Origin of the sequence: Pseudarthrobacter sp. NPDC058362 (genome assembly GCF_042723515.1) — a bacterium.
Taxonomy (GTDB): domain Bacteria; phylum Actinomycetota; class Actinomycetes; order Actinomycetales; family Micrococcaceae; genus Arthrobacter.
On record NZ_JBHXIW010000001.1, the window covers coordinates 687,957 to 702,560 of the forward strand.

Consider the following 14,604-nt stretch of genomic DNA (forward strand, 5'->3'; position numbering starts at 1 on the left):
ATGGCAGTAGGATCCAAGGATCTGGCTCCCGCACAGCTGGACGGTTTCGACAACGAGCGTCTCGTTGAAGAACTCCGCAAGGCCAAGGAAGAGCTGTTCAACCTGCGTTTCCAGTCCGCCACCGGTCAGCTGGAGAACCACGGTCGCCTGCGCGCGGTAAAGAAGGACATCGCCCGCATCTACACCGTTCTCCGTGAGCGCGAGCTGGGCATTCGTGCCGAGGTTGCCGCACCGGTTGTGGAAGCCAAGGAAGAGAAGAAGTCCAAGAAGGCTGCAACCAAGAAGGCCGAGCCGGCTGAAACGGTTGAGACCGAGGAGGATGCCAAGTGAGTGAAAAGGACCAGAACGTGACGGAAACTGCTACCGCAGCCACGGCTGAGCAGCGCGGTTACCGCAAAACGCGTCGCGGCTACGTGGTCTCGGACAAGATGGAAAAGACCATCGTTGTCCAGGTTGAGGACCGCGTGAAGCACGCACTGTACGGCAAGGTCATCCGCCGTACCTCCAAGGTCAAGGCACACGATGAGAACAACACCGCCGGTATCGGCGACCTCGTTGTTATCGCCGAGACCCGTCCGCTGTCCGCCACCAAGAACTGGCGGCTCGTGGAAATCCTCGAGAAGGCCAAGTAGCAGCTGCTGCTTCGCCGTGTGGCCCCTGCTCCGTTCGCGGAGCGGGGGCTTCCTCGTTTAACTCCCACGGGTTGTGTGCGCGTCACGGAGAGCACGCTTTTGGAACCAGTACGACGGCGGGACCGCGGCTTTCCGGGGGAGGGGCAGCCGGGGCGGGCCAAAAGGCTGCCGTGCGTGACGCCGTCGTCCGTCTTGCGGGGGAGCGCTGCCGGGTGATATGGGGATCCCGCCGAAACGTGCTAGGATATTGAGTTTGTATGGCGCCTTTTGCGCGCCGTCATCAACCTCGTAAACAAGCGTGCCGCAGCATAGTGCCCCCTTGCGCCCAGGAGCAGTCCTGGACCGGATGGGAGCAACTGCTTCCGGCACGGGAGTTTAGGCCTGGTCTGGCAAAATCCAGGCAGGTCAAGAGACACCCCGATCAACCGTTCCGCAAGGCTCATTCCGTAGCAAGATCACGGCCTGAGAACCGGCGCGACGCAAGGAGTAAATAGTGATTCAGCAGGAGTCGCGGCTCAAGGTCGCCGACAACACGGGTGCTAAGGAAATCCTTACCATTCGCGTTCTCGGTGGATCCGGTCGTCGCTACGCAGGCATCGGTGACGTCATTGTCGCCACCGTCAAGGATGCAATCCCTGGCGGCAACGTAAAGAAGGGCGATGTTGTCAAGGCAGTCATCGTCCGTACCAAGAAGGAACGCCGCCGTGCGGATGGTTCCTACATCAAGTTTGACGAGAACGCAGCTGTAATCCTGAAGGGTGACGGTGACCCCCGCGGTACCCGTATCTTCGGACCGGTTGGTCGTGAACTGCGTGACAAGAAGTTCATGAAGATCGTTTCTCTGGCTCCGGAGGTGCTCTAGTCCATGGCTGCAAAGATCAAGAAGGGTGACCTGGTTCAGGTCATCACTGGCGCCAAGGCTGAGCGCGGCGGCGACCGCGGCAAGCAGGGCAAGGTCCTGCGCGTGTTCACCGACACCAACCGCGTGCTGGTCGAAGGCATCAACCGCGTCACCAAGCACACCAAGGCCGGTCAGTCCCAGCGCGGCACCAACACCGGTGGCATCGAGGTTGTTGAGGCCCCGATCCACATCTCCAACGTGGCTCTGGTAGACCCGTCCACCAAGAAGCCCACCCGCGTTGGCTTCCGCACCGAAACCGTTGAGCGCAACGGCAAGAAGCGCGAAGTCCGCATCCGCGTGGCCAAGAGCTCAGGGAAGGACATCTAATGACTGAGACTCTCGAGACTCCGGCAACGAAGATCGTTCCTCGTCTGAAGACCAAGTACGCCGAATCCATCAAGAGCACGCTCATTGAGGAATTCAAGTACGAAAACGTCAACCAGGTTCCGCGCCTCGTCAAGGTTGTTGTGAACATGGGTGTTGGAGATGCCGCCAAGGACTCCAAGCTGATCGACGGCGCTGTCCGCGACCTCACCCAGATCACCGGCCAGAAGCCGCAGGTAACCAAGGCCCGCAAGTCCATCGCACAGTTCAAGCTGCGCGAAGGCATGCCCATCGGTGCACACGCAACTCTGCGTGGCGACCGCATGTGGGAATTCCTGGACCGCCTGGTCACCCTCGCCCTGCCCCGTATCCGGGACTTCCGTGGCCTGAGTGGCAAGCAGTTCGATGGCAACGGCAACTACACCTTCGGTCTGACCGAGCAGGTTATGTTCCACGAAATCGACCAGGACAAGATCGACCGCGTCCGCGGTATGGACATCACGGTTGTTACCACTGCCAAGACCGATGACGAGGGCCGCGCGCTGCTGAAGGCGCTTGGTTTCCCGTTCAAGGCCGAAGACTAATCCAACTACGTAAAAGGTCCGGCGGTGCTGCCTGAGGGCACTCCGCGGAAACCGTTACGAGGAAGGGCAAGAGCCCACCATGACAATGACAGATCCTGTCGCAGACATGCTCACGCGTCTGCGCAATGCAAACTCGGCATACCACGACACCGTGTCCATGCCGTACAGCAAGCTCAAGGCACGCGTTGCTGACATCCTGAAGGCAGAAGGCTTCATCGCCGGCTGGAAGGAAGAGGACGCTGAGGTTGGCAAGAAGCTGACCATCGAGCTCAAGTTCGGTCCGAACCGCGAGCGTTCCATCGCTGGCGTTCGCCGTATCTCCAAGCCGGGCCTGCGTGTTTACGCAAAGTCCACCAACCTGCCGCACGTGCTCGGTGGCCTGGGTGTCGCAATCCTGTCCACCTCTTCCGGCCTCCTGACTGACAAGCAGGCCGGCAAGAAGGGCGTGGGCGGCGAAGTCCTCGCGTACGTCTGGTAACGGGAAAGGAAGAGAATAATGTCACGTATTGGACGTCTCCCCATCACCGTTCCTGCCGGCGTTGAGGTCAAGGTTGACGGCTCTGTCGTCAGCGTCAAGGGTGCCAAGGGCGAGCTGAACCACACTGTGGCCAGCCCGATCGAGGTCACTCTGGAAGCAGACACCCTGACTGTCGCCCGCCCGAACGACGAGCGCGCCTCCCGTTCACTCCACGGCCTGACCCGCACCCTGATCTCCAACATGATCGAGGGCGTTACCAAGGGCTACGAGAAGAAGCTTGAAATTGTCGGTACCGGTTACCGCGTTCAGGCCAAGGGATCTGACCTTGAGTTCGCTCTGGGTTACAGCCACCCGGTCAGCGTCACCGCTCCGGCTGGCATCACCTTTGCAGTTGAGGGTCCGACCAAGCTCTCTGTTTCAGGTATCAACAAGCAGCAGGTCGGCGAGGTTGCTGCCAACATTCGCAAGCTGCGGAAGCCGGACCCCTACAAGGGCAAGGGCATCCGTTACGCCGGCGAGGTCATCCGCCGCAAGGTCGGAAAGGCTGGTAAGTAACCATGGCCATCTCAATTAACAAGAAGCGTACGAACAAGAGCAAGTCTGCTTCGCGCAGCCGCCGCCAGCTTCGTATCCGTAAGCGCATCTCCGGTACGGCTGTACGTCCTCGTCTGGTCGTCAACCGCTCCGCACGCCACGTATTCGTCCAGGTTGTCGATGACACCAAGGGCCTGACCGTAGCGAGCGCCTCCACCCTGGAAGCCGACCTTCGTGCATTCGACGGCGACAAGACTGCCAAGGCCAAGCGCGTTGGCGAACTGGTTGCCGAGCGTGCCAAGGCTGCAGGTATCGAAGCTGTTGTCTTCGACCGTGGTGGCAACAAGTACCACGGCCGGATCGCCGCCGTCGCTGACGGTGCACGTGAAGGTGGGCTGTCGCTGTGACGGAAGCAAACAAGGAAAAGGACACTGTGTCTGCAGATCAGAAGGCGACTGAAGCCGTAGCTGCCGCTGAGACCACTGCCCCCGCAGCTGCCGACGACCGCCGTGGCGGCGCTCGTCGCGGCGAGCGTGGCGACCGTGGCCAGGGCCGCGGCGACCGTGGTGGCCGTGGCGGCCGCGACGGCGGCCGTGAAGCCGAGAAGAGCCAGTTCGTAGAGCGCGTTGTCACCATCAACCGCGTTTCCAAGGTGGTCAAGGGTGGTCGTCGCTTCAGCTTCACCGCCCTGGTCGTCGTTGGTGACGGTAACGGCATGGTCGGCGTGGGCTACGGCAAGGCCAAGGAAGTTCCCGCTGCAATCGCGAAGGGTGTTGAAGAGGCCAAGAAGTCCTTCTTCCGCGTCCCCCGCGTTGGCAACACCATCCCGCACCGCGTTCAGGGTGAAGCCGCTGCCGGCGTCGTAATGCTGCGTCCGGCCTCTGCCGGTACCGGTGTTATCGCCGGTGGCCCGGTCCGTGCAGTACTGGAGTGCGTGGGCATCCACGACATCCTCTCCAAGTCGCTCGGTTCCTCCAACGCGATCAACATCGTTCACGCGACCGTTGACGCGCTGAAGCGCCTCGAAGAGCCGGCAGCAGTGGCAGCACGCCGCGGCCTGCCGCTGGACGAGATCGCTCCCCAGGCGCTGGTGAAGGCTCTCCTGAACCCGAAGGCAGGTGCCTAGTTATGGCTAAGAACCTGGTCCCCTCCGACGTTCAGTTGGAGATCACTCAGATCAAGTCCGCCATTGGCGGCAAGCAGAACCAGCGCGAAACCCTGCGGTCCCTCGGCCTGAAGCGGATCGGACACACCGTTGTCCGCACCGCCGACGCCGTGACCGTTGGCATGCTCAACACGGTTCCGCACCTGGTAAAGGTAGAGGAGGCGAAGTAAATGGCAGAGAAGACTGCTGAAAAGGCGCAGGCTGCTGAGAAGCAGAATGCCCTGAAGGTTCACCACCTGCGTCCCGCCCAGGGTGCCAAGACCGCCAAGACCCGTGTTGGTCGTGGTGAGGCTTCCAAGGGTAAGACCGCCGGTCGCGGTACCAAGGGTACGAAGGCCCGCTACCAGATCAAGGCTGGCTTTGCCGGCGGCCAGCTGCCGCTGCACATGCGCCTGCCGAAGCTGCGCGGTTTCAAGAACCCGTTCCGCGTTGAGTTCCAGGTTGTGAACCTGGACAAGCTCAACGAGCTGTTCCCCGAAGGTGGCGCTGTCACCGTGGAGAACTTGGTCGAAAAGGGCGCCGTTCGCAAGAACCAGCCCGTCAAGGTGCTGGGCACCGGCGACATCACCGTCAAGGTTGACGTCACCGCCCACGCATTCTCGGCCAGCGCGGCTGACAAGATCGCTGCTGCAGGCGGAAGCACCACCACCCTCTAGGGTGATGGGGCAACAGCCTGTTCGTTGAACTCCCGGTATCTGGCCTTCGGGTCCGGATGCCGGGAGTTTTTCATTTCCGCCGGGCGTGTTTTCGCCGCCATCCGGCGCATCCGGGCTGCTGCCGATTGTTCGCATGGCGCATGCAACGGTTAGACTCGGTTGTTGGGATTTATAGATCCCCATCACATCACTCTTCTTCACACCACAGGAGGACGCTTGCTTAGCGCATTTGGCCGGGCCTTTCGCACGCCTGATCTGCGACGCAAGTTGTTGTTCACGCTGGGAATCATCACCATCTTCCGCTTGGGCGCCTTCATTCCCTCGCCTGGTGTGGACTACCAGAATGTCCAGCAATGCTTGCAGAACGGTCAAACGGCAGGCGGGCTGTACCAGCTCGTAAACCTGTTCAGCGGCGGGGCCCTGCTGCAGGTGTCGATCTTTGCCCTGGGCATCATGCCGTACATCACGGCCAGCATCATCGTGCAGCTCCTCCGGGTGGTCATTCCCCGCTTCCAGGAGCTGTACGAGGAAGGCGCGGCGGGTCAGTCCAAACTCACCCAGTACACGCGCTACCTCACCATTGCACTGGGCCTGCTGAACGCCACCACCCTGGTGTCGCTGGCCCGTTCGGGGCAGCTCCTGCCCGGCTGTGCATTGCCCATCATCCCCAATGACAGCGTGGTCACCACCATTCTGCTCATCATCACGCTGACCGCGGGCACCGGCCTCATCATGTGGATGGGCGAACTGGTCACGGAGAAGGGCGTGGGCAACGGTATGTCGCTGCTCATCTTTACCTCCATTGCTGCCACGTTCCCCACCTCGCTGGGCGCGATCTGGACCTCGCAGGGCCCGGGGACTTTCTTCATCGTCCTGGGCATCGGCCTGCTGACGGTGGCACTGGTGGTCTTCGTGGAACAGTCGCAGCGACGCGTTCCCGTGCAGTATGCCAAGCGGATGATTGGCCGCCGGACCGTCGGCGGGACCAGCACCTACATCCCCATCAAGGTCAACATGGCCGGTGTTATCCCGGTGATCTTCGCCTCCTCCATGCTCTACCTGCCCGGGTTGATCTCGCAGTTCAACCAGCCGCAGGCCGGCGAGCAGATGCAGCCGTGGGTCGAATGGATCAACAACAACCTGGTCCGCGGTGACCAGCCGATCTACATGGTGCTGTACTTCGCCATGATCGTGTTCTTTACCTACTTCTACGTCGCGATCACCTTCAACCCTGAAGAGGTCTCGGACAACATGAAGAAGTACGGCGGTTTCATTCCGGGTATCCGCGCCGGGAAACCGACCGCTGACTACCTGCAGTACGTGCTCTCCCGTATCACGCTCCCCGGCGCCCTCTACCTGGGCTTCGTGGCGCTGATACCGCTGGTGGCACTGGTGCTGATCAACGCAAACCAGAACTTCCCGTTCGGTGGCACCTCGATCCTGATCATGGTGGGCGTTGGTCTGGAAACCGTCAAGCAGATTGATGCGCAGCTACAACAACGTCACTACGAAGGGCTTTTGCGATGACGAGAATGCTGATTATTGGACCTCCCGGTTCCGGCAAGGGAACGCAGGCGGAACGGATTTCGGAGCGCCTCGGCGTCGTGCCGATTTCCACCGGGGATATTTTCCGGGCCAACGTCAAGGGTGAGACCCCGCTTGGCATCGAGGCCAAGAAGTACATGGACGCCGGCGACTTCGTTCCGGACAGCGTGACCAACAAGATGGTCCGCGACCGCCTGGGCGAGTCTGACGTCGAGAGCGGCTTCCTTCTGGACGGCTACCCCCGGACCACCGCGCAGGTGGACTACCTGGACCAGATCCTCGCGGAGGAACAGGAGAAGCTGGACGTCGTCCTGCAGCTCACCGCCGATGATGAGGAACTGGTAAGCCGCCTCCTGGGCCGTGCCAAGGAAACCGGCCGGAGCGACGACAATGAGGCCGTCATCCGCCACCGCCTTGACCTCTACCACGAGCAGACTGAAGCCGTGGTAGCCAAGTACGCCGAACGCGGCATCCTGACCCAGGTTGACGGCATCGGCGCCATCGACGAAGTGACGGACCGCGTCATGCAGGCCATCAAGGCAGCACAGGCAGCCTGATCCAGGCCACCGGACATTGAGGCTCCTCCCCGATCAAGGGAGGAGCCTCAGCCATTTGAAAGGACACACCATGGCGTTTGGCCAGCCCCGCATCGAGTACAAGACCAACGAGCAGATGCGCACCATGCACGAAGCCGGACTGGTGCTGAGCCGTGCCCTGGACGCTGCCGTGGCAGCCGCCGCGCCGGGGGTCACCACCAAGCACCTGGACGACGTCTTCGCCGCTGTTCTCAACGAGGCGGGCGCGAAGTCAAACTTCCTTGGGTACCACGGCTTTCCCGCAACGATCTGCACCTCCGTTAATGAGGAAGTGGTGCACGGGATTCCCGGCAGCCGAGTCCTGGAGGGTGGCGACATCATCTCCATCGACGGCGGCGCGATCGTCAACGGCTGGCATTCCGATTCGGCGCGGACCGTCATCGTGGGCACGGCCAGCCCTGAGGACCAGCGCCTTTCGGACGTGACGCGCGCGGCGATGTGGCGTGGGATAGCCGCACTGGCTACCGGCACGCACGTAGGCGACATCGGCGCCGCCATCGACGACTACGTCTCGTCAGTTCCGGGCAAGCCCCTGGGCATCCTCGAAGACTACGTGGGCCACGGCATTGGCTCCGAAATGCACATGGCGCCGGACGTCCTGAACTACCGCACCAGCCACCGCGGCCCCAAGATCAAGCCCGGCCTCTGCCTGGCAATTGAGCCCATGCTGGTGCTCGGCGGCATCGAAACGGCCGTCCTGGAGGACGACTGGACCGTGGTCACCACGGACGGCAAGCGTTCCTGCCAGTGGGAGCACTCCGTTGCAGTCCACGAAAAGGGCATCTGGGTGCTTTCAGCGCCCGACGGCGGTGCGGAGCACCTGGTGCCCCTCGGCGTCACCCCGGTACCGATCCCGTAAGGTCCGCGCCGCTTGTCGATGCCCGCTACGGTTTCGGACATGCGCCCCTCGATCCCGGGGTGCGGAAGTCCGAAACCGTAGCGGACGTCCGGATCTGAATAATCCCTGGCGGCCACCCACTACGGTGGCGGCCAGGGATTTTGCGTATCAGGAGGACTAGGCCTTCAGCTTGGGCTTGACGTCCTTGGTGTACAGGCCTTCGAGCGTAGTCTTCAGTTCGGTCATGGTGGCCTTGACGTCCGCCTTTTGGGTGAGGATCTTTGCCGCTGCCTTGGCCATCTCCTGGTCAGCGCCGGGAAGGAAGGCCCTGGCGTTGTCCTGGACCCGGGTGACGGCAAGCTGGTCCATGGCGGTCTTGATCTGCGGCGTCTTGGCCAGGACCGCGGTCATGTCGGCTGACTTGCGGATGGGCATGTAACCGGTAGCCGCAGAGAACTCCGCGGTGTTCTCCGGCTCCGTCACGAACTGCAGGAACATGGCAGCCGCCAACTGCTCCTCGCGGGTCACGCCACTGGGTATCCCCAGGCCGGCACCGCCCGTGGGGCAGACCTCCGTCTTGGCCTTGGAGCCGCCCGGCAGGAATCCCACGCCCACGTTGAAGGACGCGGATTTGAGGATGCCGATCAGCGATCCAGTGGAGGACACGGTGGCGGAAGCGAGGCCGGCCGCGAAGTCGTCCGCGGAGTCTTTGGACGAGACCCCGGCCCAGCTGTCCTTGTAGACCGAGTCCTGGACTTCCTGGAGGGCGGCAACGGATTCCGCCGAATCGCAGGTGATGTCCCAGTCCTTGGACCACGCGCCTCCTTCGCCCCAGAGATTGTTCTGCAGCGTCCAGCCGGCGTAGCCCGCCAGGGCCGGGTGCATGAACGCGTACTGCGCGCCGGAGGCGGCCTTGAGCTTGGGCGCCCACTCGGCGAATTCCTGCCAGGTCGCCGGCGCCCTGTCCGGCAGGCCTGCGGCCTTGAAGTGGTCCTTGTTGTAGTAGAAGAGCGGGGTGGAACGGCCGTAGGGCAGCGCCCACTGCTTGCCGTCGTACTTGTAGTCGTTGACCAGTGACGTACGGAAATCGTCCAAAGGAACGTTCAGTTGGCTGATGAGTGAGTCCAGCGGAATGATGCTGTCGTTCAGGTAGTAGCGGAACCACCAGACGTCTGAGAGGACCACCAGTGCGGGCAGGCCTGATTTCGCCGCCTGTGCCGTCTGGAACTTCTGGGCGATTTCCTCGTAGTTGGCTCCTGCGGTCACGAGGTTGACCTTGATGTCCGGGTATTTCTCCTGGAACTTCGAGATCATGGCCTTTTCTACGTCCTGCGACTTACCGGGGTGGTTGGACCAGAAGTCGATGGTCGCCGCGGGCCTCACATCCTTGAAATCCAGGTCTGCGGCCGTTGTTGACGAGTTCCCGCCGGTGGAGGGGCCGCTACAGGCGGTCAATGCGGCGACTCCCGTTCCTGCGCCCGCCAGGGAGAGGAAGAGCCTGCGGCCAAGCGCAGGGATTACTGGGTTTGCTGCCAAGGTAATGCCTTTCTGTGGACCGGGACAGTGTGCTGTAGCGCAGCCGCGCCCGTTTCTTGATGCGGTGGAGGGGAGAAAGATTTACGTACGATGGCGGTCGGCTGGTTAGGTCAGCCGGTGACGCTTCCCTGGGTCAGGCCTGCCACGATGTAGCGCTGCAGCATGGCAAAGACGACGAGGATGGGCAGGATCACCAGTACCGCGCCGGCCATCATGATGCCCCAGCCGGCGCCGTTGCCTTCGGAGTTCTGCAGGAGCGTGAGGCCCACTGGCAGGGTCATGCTTTCGGGCCGGTCCGTGATGATCAGCGGCCAGATGTATTCGTTCCACTCGCTGACCACGGTAACCAGGGCAACGGTGGCGATGGACGGCAGCGATACCGGCACCACCACCTGCCACAGCCGGCGCCAATGCCCGGCACCGTCGATTTCGGCCGCTTCGAGGATGGAGCCGGGAAGGGTGAGGAAATGCTGGCGCAGCAGGAAGGTGCCGAATGCCGTGCCGAGCCCCGGAAGGATAATCCCCCACAGGGTGTTCTTGCCGCCGAGGCCCGCGATCAGGATGTAGTTCGGCAGGATCGATACTTGCGGCGGAACCATCAGCGCCACCAGGATCAGGACGAAGATCAGCTTCTTGGCCGGGAACCGCACGAACACCAGGGCGTACGCGGTCAGGACGGCAAGCACCACTTTGATGGTGGAGCCGATGAGGGTGACCAGGGTGCTGTTGAGGAAGAACTGCCCAAAGGGGACCGTGGTCATGGCCACCCGGTAGTTCTCCGGGTTAAGCGATTCCGGCAGCACCCTGAGGTCCAGGGTTACGATTTCGCCCGGCTGCTTGAAGGAGCTGAGCACCATCCACAGCAGCGGGAGGAAGACCACGAGGGTGGCTGCCGCCAGCGGAAGGTACCCGCCGGCCAGCGTCCGGGCCAGGTTCGCCCAGGAAAACGGGCCGGCCGGCACGCCGGAGGCGCCGCCGTCGTGCGTTCCCTGTGGCCGGGGACTGGTTGCGATGCTCATGAATAATGCACCTTCCGCTCCACGAAACGGAGCTGCAGGACTGTGATTACCAGCAGGATGGCGAACAGCACCACGGAGATGGCTGCTGAATATCCGGCCCGGTTGTAGGCGCCGAAGGCCTGGAGGTACGCCTCGTAAATAAGGGTGCTGGTACCGGCTCCCAGCGGTGTCATTATCCGAATGAGGTCAAAGGCCTGCAGGGAACTAAGCATCGTGGTGATGAGGAGGAAGAACGTGGTGGGCGAGAGGAGCGGCAGCGAAATGCTCAGGAAGCGCCGCATGTTTCCGGCGCCGTCCAGGGCGGCGGCCTCCATGACGTCCTTCGGCAGCGACTGGAGCCCCGCGAGGAATACCACCGCGCAGTAGCCGAGGTTCTTCCACACGTAGACGATGATCACCATGGCCAGCGAGAGCTGTGGATCGTTGATCCACTGCGGACTCTGCTGCCCCAGGCCGCGCAGCAGCCATGCAAGCACTCCGTAGCCGGGGTCGAAGATGAAGAGCCACACCAGGCCGACGCCCACGCCCGAAAGGACGTAGGGCGCAAAGACCGCGGCCCGGGCAAAGGTCGTCCCCCGGACCTTCCTGTTAAGGGCGAGTGCCACCAGCAGTCCCAGCACCATGGATCCGCCCACCGTCAACAGCGTAAACACTGCTGTGGTGCCCAGGACGTTGGCCGCATCAGGGCTGGTGAAGAAGGTCAGGTAGTTGTCCAGGCCCACCACTACGGCTGAGGCTGAGCCCAGCGTCCAGTCCAGCGTGGAGTAGTAGATGTTGTTGAGCAGCGGGAGGTAGGTGAACGTCCCGATCAGTGCGAGGTTAGGCAGCGCCAGGGCAAGGAAGACACCGAAATCCCGGCGGGACCGGGCCGACCAGCGCTTGTGGGGGACGGGGCCTGGCGCAGCAGCGTCCGGTGCGGGCGGCGCGGCGGTGCTGGTCTCCGAGAGGTGAATAGTCATGGATCTCTCACGGAATGGGCCTGGCTTCAGGCCGGCGGGAGGGGAGTCGGTTCTCACTTCACCACATTCCTTCAGTCGCAAAGCCGGAATACCGGCCGCTTCGCCGAGTATTGGCCGAGCCTTCCCTCCACGTTCACCGATCGTTCTGCCCCTTCCCAACTGGGTCGCGACCTAGTTGGGGAGTGGGGGGAGAATAGGTGGCATGGGAGCGGCGGGAGCTATCACTGACGTGCCGGGGATCCGGGTGGGCCATGAGCAGAAGTCCGACGGCGGCTGGCTGACCGGCGTGACGGTGGTCCTCCCACCGCCGGGGACGGTGGGCTCCGTGGACGTGCAGGGCGGCGGGCCCGCCACGCACGAGACCGATGCGCTCGATCCCACCACCCTGGTCAGCCAGGTGGACGCCGTCGTTCTCACCGGAGGCAGCGCTTACGGCCTTGCGGCAGCAGCGGGAGCGCAGCGCTGGTGCGAGGAACAGGGTCGGGGTTTTGCCGTCCCCGGGGGAGTGGTGCCGATCGTCCCGGCGGCCGCGATCTTCGACCTCGGCAGGGGCGGGGACTTCTCGGCGCGCCCGACGCCGGACATGGGCTATGCGGCCACGGCCGCCGCCGCTTCGCAAGGGGAAGGGCATGAGGTAGCCCGCGGAAATGTCGGTGCCGGCACCGGTGCTCTCATAGGGAGGGGTCGGTTTAAAGGCGGAATCGGCGCGGCCTCCGTCACGTTGGAGGACGGCATTGTCGTGGGGGCACTTGCTGTGGTGAACGCGCTCGGCCTGCCGTTCGACGCGACCGCCCAGCAGCCTGAGCCCGGCCGCGGTGCCCCGCTCAACACCACTCTTGTCGTTGTCGCCACCAACGCCGCCCTGGACGTCGCCGAATGCAAGAGAACGGCTTCCGCCTCGCACGCCGGGATCGCAAGGGCGCTCAACCCAAGCCACACGCTGGCGGACGGGGATACCGTCTTCTGCCTGGCGACCGGGGCGGTGGCACTCGGCGGTGCCGATGAAGCTGCCCGCCGCCTTGGCATGATCACCCTGCAAAGTGCGGCAGCCGACGTCGTACGTTCCGCGGTCCTGGACGGGGTGGCGCGCGCTGAAGCCGTGCACACTGCCGCGGGAGAATATGGTGCGTACCGCAGTGTTTAGGTTATGATTGCCAATTTCTCATTTCCGGCCGGACAGGGTAGTGTTGTTTGTTGGTTGTCTGGACCGCCGCGCCCTTTTGGGCTCCGGAACCGGCAATCGATCCAACAAAAACGTTCGTGGCCATGCCCGGTGCAATCCGGCAGGGCTGCGGCAACAACAGTTAGCGGAGGGTATGGCCAAGAAGGACGGGGTCATTGAGATCGAAGGCGTTGTGACCGAGGCGCTGCCTAACGCGATGTTTCGCGTTGAGCTCACCAACAAGCACATCGTCCTGGCACACATCTCTGGAAAGATGCGTCAGCACTACATTCGAATCCTTCCGGAGGACCGCGTAGTGGTGGAGCTGAGCCCGTACGACCTCACCCGTGGTCGTATCGTCTACCGCTACAAGTAAATTGCTGGGCGGCGCCAGCGCAAGCCGGCCGCTGCTCCAGCTGACCAACTGTTACACGCAAAGGAATGCCATGAAGGTCAAGCCGAGCGTCAAGCAGATCTGCGAAAAGTGCAAAGTGATCCGCCGTAATGGCCGGGTCATGGTGATCTGCGAGAACCCGCGCCACAAGCAGCGCCAGGGCTAATTTCCTTCTCTGAAGGAAATCCTGGGTTGCTAACCCACGCAAGTAAATAAAGGCAGCACAAGCTGATCTGGAACACCAAGCTCTAACGAGTCCGGACAGCTAACCCCCGGTCGGAGGCTGGGGCCGTACGGAATGTGCGGGTGTACTGCCTACGACCTCCGGTTTATCAAGGAGTACTGCCACTATGGCTCGTCTCGCTGGCGTAGACATTCCCCGCGAAAAGCGGCTGGAAATTGCGCTTACTTACATCTACGGCGTGGGCAAGACCCGTGCACACGAAACCCTGGCTGCCACTGGCATCAGCGCTGACGTCCGCGTTAAGGACCTCACCGATGCACAGCTGGTTGAGCTGCGTGACTACATTGAAGGCAACTACAAGGTTGAGGGTGACCTTCGCCGCGAAGTAGCAGCCGACATCCGCCGCAAGGTTGAAATCGGCAGCTACGAAGGCCTGCGCCACCGCAAGGGCCTGCCCGTACGCGGTCAGCGTACGAAGACCAACGCACGTACCCGCAAGGGCCCGAAGCGTACCGTCGCCGGCAAGAAGAAGGCTCGTTAAAATCCCGTCCGGGATTTTTGACGGAGCTTTCCCCAATAACTTTCTGTAGGAGAAAAAATGCCCCCGAAGACTCGTGGCGCGGTTCGCAAGCCGCGTAAGAAGGACAAGAAGAATATCGCGCTGGGCCAGGCGCACATCAAGAGCACGTTCAACAACACCATCGTGTCCATCACGGACCCGACCGGTGCTGTGATCTCCTGGGCTTCCTCCGGTGAGGTTGGCTTCAAGGGCTCGCGTAAGTCCACCCCCTTCGCAGCACAGATGGCTGCCGAAGCTGCTGCAAAGCGTGCCCAGGAGCACGGCATGCGCAAGGTTGACGTTTTCGTCAAGGGACCGGGCTCCGGCCGCGAGACCGCAATCCGTTCGCTGCAGGCCGCTGGCCTCGAGGTTGGCTCCATCCAGGACGTCACCCCCGCAGCACACAACGGCTGCCGTCCGCCCAAGCGCCGCCGCGTCTAAGGTTTCCAGCGCTGTTTGAGCTTGCCCGGACCAGCGATGGACCGGGCAAGCCCAGCGCGTTAAGTCTTCAGACCGAATTTCCACCACCTGTGTTGCG

22 protein-coding genes are annotated in these 14,604 nt (G+C 62.6%); 19 read left to right on the top strand and 3 right to left on the bottom strand.

The window, feature by feature from the left end; translation table 11 throughout:
• The 14 genes from rpmC (at position 1) to map (ending at position 8,274) form a co-directional block, all read left to right on the top strand.
• Positions 1 to 330 carry a 50S ribosomal protein L29 gene (gene rpmC / locus ACFWIX_RS03280; protein ID WP_013601828.1) on the top strand — a complete coding sequence of 110 codons (330 nt, stop codon included), beginning with the start codon at positions 1 to 3 and terminating at the stop codon, positions 328 to 330.
• Positions 327 to 632, top strand: coding sequence for a 30S ribosomal protein S17 (rpsQ, locus tag ACFWIX_RS03285; protein ID WP_009358300.1), 306 nt, complete (start codon positions 327 to 329; stop codon positions 630 to 632). The genes rpmC and rpsQ overlap by 4 nt, the downstream gene beginning before the upstream one ends.
• A gap of 493 nt (positions 633 to 1,125) precedes the next feature.
• Positions 1,126 to 1,494, top strand: a complete 369-nt coding sequence (gene rplN, locus ACFWIX_RS03290; protein ID WP_009358299.1) for a 50S ribosomal protein L14 — start codon at positions 1,126 to 1,128, stop codon at positions 1,492 to 1,494.
• 3 nt (positions 1,495 to 1,497) lie between these two features.
• Positions 1,498 to 1,860: a 50S ribosomal protein L24 gene (gene rplX / locus ACFWIX_RS03295; protein WP_377214670.1), complete on the top strand. Its 363-nt coding sequence runs from the start codon at positions 1,498 to 1,500 to the stop codon at positions 1,858 to 1,860.
• Positions 1,860 to 2,441: a 50S ribosomal protein L5 gene (gene rplE, locus ACFWIX_RS03300; protein WP_066277862.1), complete on the top strand. Its 582-nt coding sequence runs from the start codon at positions 1,860 to 1,862 to the stop codon at positions 2,439 to 2,441. The genes rplX and rplE overlap by 1 nt, the downstream gene beginning before the upstream one ends.
• A gap of 79 nt (positions 2,442 to 2,520) precedes the next feature.
• The gene (rpsH, locus tag ACFWIX_RS03305; RefSeq protein WP_079596674.1) at positions 2,521 to 2,919 is read left to right on the top strand and encodes a 30S ribosomal protein S8; all 399 of its coding nucleotides are present in this window, start codon (positions 2,521 to 2,523) and stop codon (positions 2,917 to 2,919) included.
• A gap of 18 nt (positions 2,920 to 2,937) precedes the next feature.
• Positions 2,938 to 3,474, top strand: coding sequence for a 50S ribosomal protein L6 (gene rplF, locus ACFWIX_RS03310; protein WP_377214671.1), 537 nt, complete (start codon positions 2,938 to 2,940; stop codon positions 3,472 to 3,474).
• A gap of 2 nt (positions 3,475 to 3,476) precedes the next feature.
• A complete protein-coding gene (gene rplR / locus ACFWIX_RS03315) occupies positions 3,477 to 3,860 on the top strand; it encodes a 50S ribosomal protein L18 (RefSeq protein WP_079596676.1) in 384 nt (127 codons plus the stop codon).
• Positions 3,857 to 4,579, top strand: coding sequence for a 30S ribosomal protein S5 (rpsE, locus tag ACFWIX_RS03320; protein WP_377214672.1), 723 nt, complete (start codon positions 3,857 to 3,859; stop codon positions 4,577 to 4,579). Before rplR ends, rpsE begins: the two co-directional genes overlap by 4 nt.
• A 2-nt stretch (positions 4,580 to 4,581) precedes the next feature.
• Positions 4,582 to 4,788: a 50S ribosomal protein L30 gene (gene rpmD, locus ACFWIX_RS03325; protein ID WP_377214673.1), complete on the top strand. Its 207-nt coding sequence runs from the start codon at positions 4,582 to 4,584 to the stop codon at positions 4,786 to 4,788.
• Positions 4,789 to 5,274, top strand: coding sequence for a 50S ribosomal protein L15 (gene rplO / locus ACFWIX_RS03330; protein ID WP_377214674.1), 486 nt, complete (start codon positions 4,789 to 4,791; stop codon positions 5,272 to 5,274).
• Positions 5,275 to 5,490: 216 nt separating this feature from the next.
• Positions 5,491 to 6,801 (top strand): preprotein translocase subunit SecY, encoded by a 1,311-nt coding sequence (gene secY, locus ACFWIX_RS03335; protein ID WP_377214675.1) that lies wholly within the window; start codon positions 5,491 to 5,493, stop codon positions 6,799 to 6,801.
• A 5-nt stretch (positions 6,802 to 6,806) separates the two neighbouring features.
• On the top strand, positions 6,807 to 7,376 hold the full coding sequence (locus ACFWIX_RS03340; RefSeq protein ID WP_377214922.1) for an adenylate kinase: 570 nt from the start codon (positions 6,807 to 6,809) through the stop codon (positions 7,374 to 7,376).
• A 70-nt stretch (positions 7,377 to 7,446) separates the two neighbouring features.
• Positions 7,447 to 8,274: a type I methionyl aminopeptidase gene (map, locus tag ACFWIX_RS03345; RefSeq protein ID WP_377214676.1), complete on the top strand. Its 828-nt coding sequence runs from the start codon at positions 7,447 to 7,449 to the stop codon at positions 8,272 to 8,274.
• A 156-nt stretch (positions 8,275 to 8,430) separates the two neighbouring features.
• Here the strand turns inward: map and ACFWIX_RS03350 are convergent, their stop codons facing one another.
• From ACFWIX_RS03350 to ACFWIX_RS03360, 3 genes are all read right to left on the bottom strand, one after another.
• A complete protein-coding gene (locus ACFWIX_RS03350; RefSeq protein ID WP_377214677.1) occupies positions 8,431 to 9,789 on the bottom strand; it encodes an ABC transporter substrate-binding protein in 1,359 nt (452 codons plus the stop codon).
• Between the two features lie 110 nt (positions 9,790 to 9,899).
• Positions 9,900 to 10,808, bottom strand: coding sequence for a carbohydrate ABC transporter permease (locus ACFWIX_RS03355; protein WP_377214678.1), 909 nt, complete (start codon positions 10,806 to 10,808; stop codon positions 9,900 to 9,902).
• Entirely contained in the window at positions 10,805 to 11,767 is a 963-nt protein-coding gene (locus ACFWIX_RS03360; RefSeq protein ID WP_377214679.1) for a carbohydrate ABC transporter permease, read from the bottom strand. Before ACFWIX_RS03360 ends, ACFWIX_RS03355 begins: the two co-directional genes overlap by 4 nt.
• A gap of 202 nt (positions 11,768 to 11,969) precedes the next feature.
• Here ACFWIX_RS03360 and ACFWIX_RS03365 point away from each other — a divergent pair, with 202 nt between their 5' ends.
• From ACFWIX_RS03365 to rpsK, 5 genes are all read left to right on the top strand, one after another.
• A complete protein-coding gene (locus ACFWIX_RS03365; protein ID WP_377214680.1) occupies positions 11,970 to 12,911 on the top strand; it encodes a P1 family peptidase in 942 nt (313 codons plus the stop codon).
• 172 nt (positions 12,912 to 13,083) lie between these two features.
• Positions 13,084 to 13,305, top strand: coding sequence for a translation initiation factor IF-1 (gene infA / locus ACFWIX_RS03370; protein WP_009358723.1), 222 nt, complete (start codon positions 13,084 to 13,086; stop codon positions 13,303 to 13,305).
• 70 nt (positions 13,306 to 13,375) lie between these two features.
• Entirely contained in the window at positions 13,376 to 13,489 is a 114-nt protein-coding gene (rpmJ, locus tag ACFWIX_RS03375) for a 50S ribosomal protein L36 (RefSeq protein WP_009358722.1), read from the top strand.
• Between the two features lie 184 nt (positions 13,490 to 13,673).
• Entirely contained in the window at positions 13,674 to 14,048 is a 375-nt protein-coding gene (gene rpsM, locus ACFWIX_RS03380) for a 30S ribosomal protein S13 (RefSeq protein ID WP_003803743.1), read from the top strand.
• A 57-nt stretch (positions 14,049 to 14,105) separates the two neighbouring features.
• Positions 14,106 to 14,507, top strand: a complete 402-nt coding sequence (gene rpsK / locus ACFWIX_RS03385) for a 30S ribosomal protein S11 (RefSeq protein WP_009358720.1) — start codon at positions 14,106 to 14,108, stop codon at positions 14,505 to 14,507.
• The last annotated feature ends 97 nt before the right edge of the window (positions 14,508 to 14,604 follow it).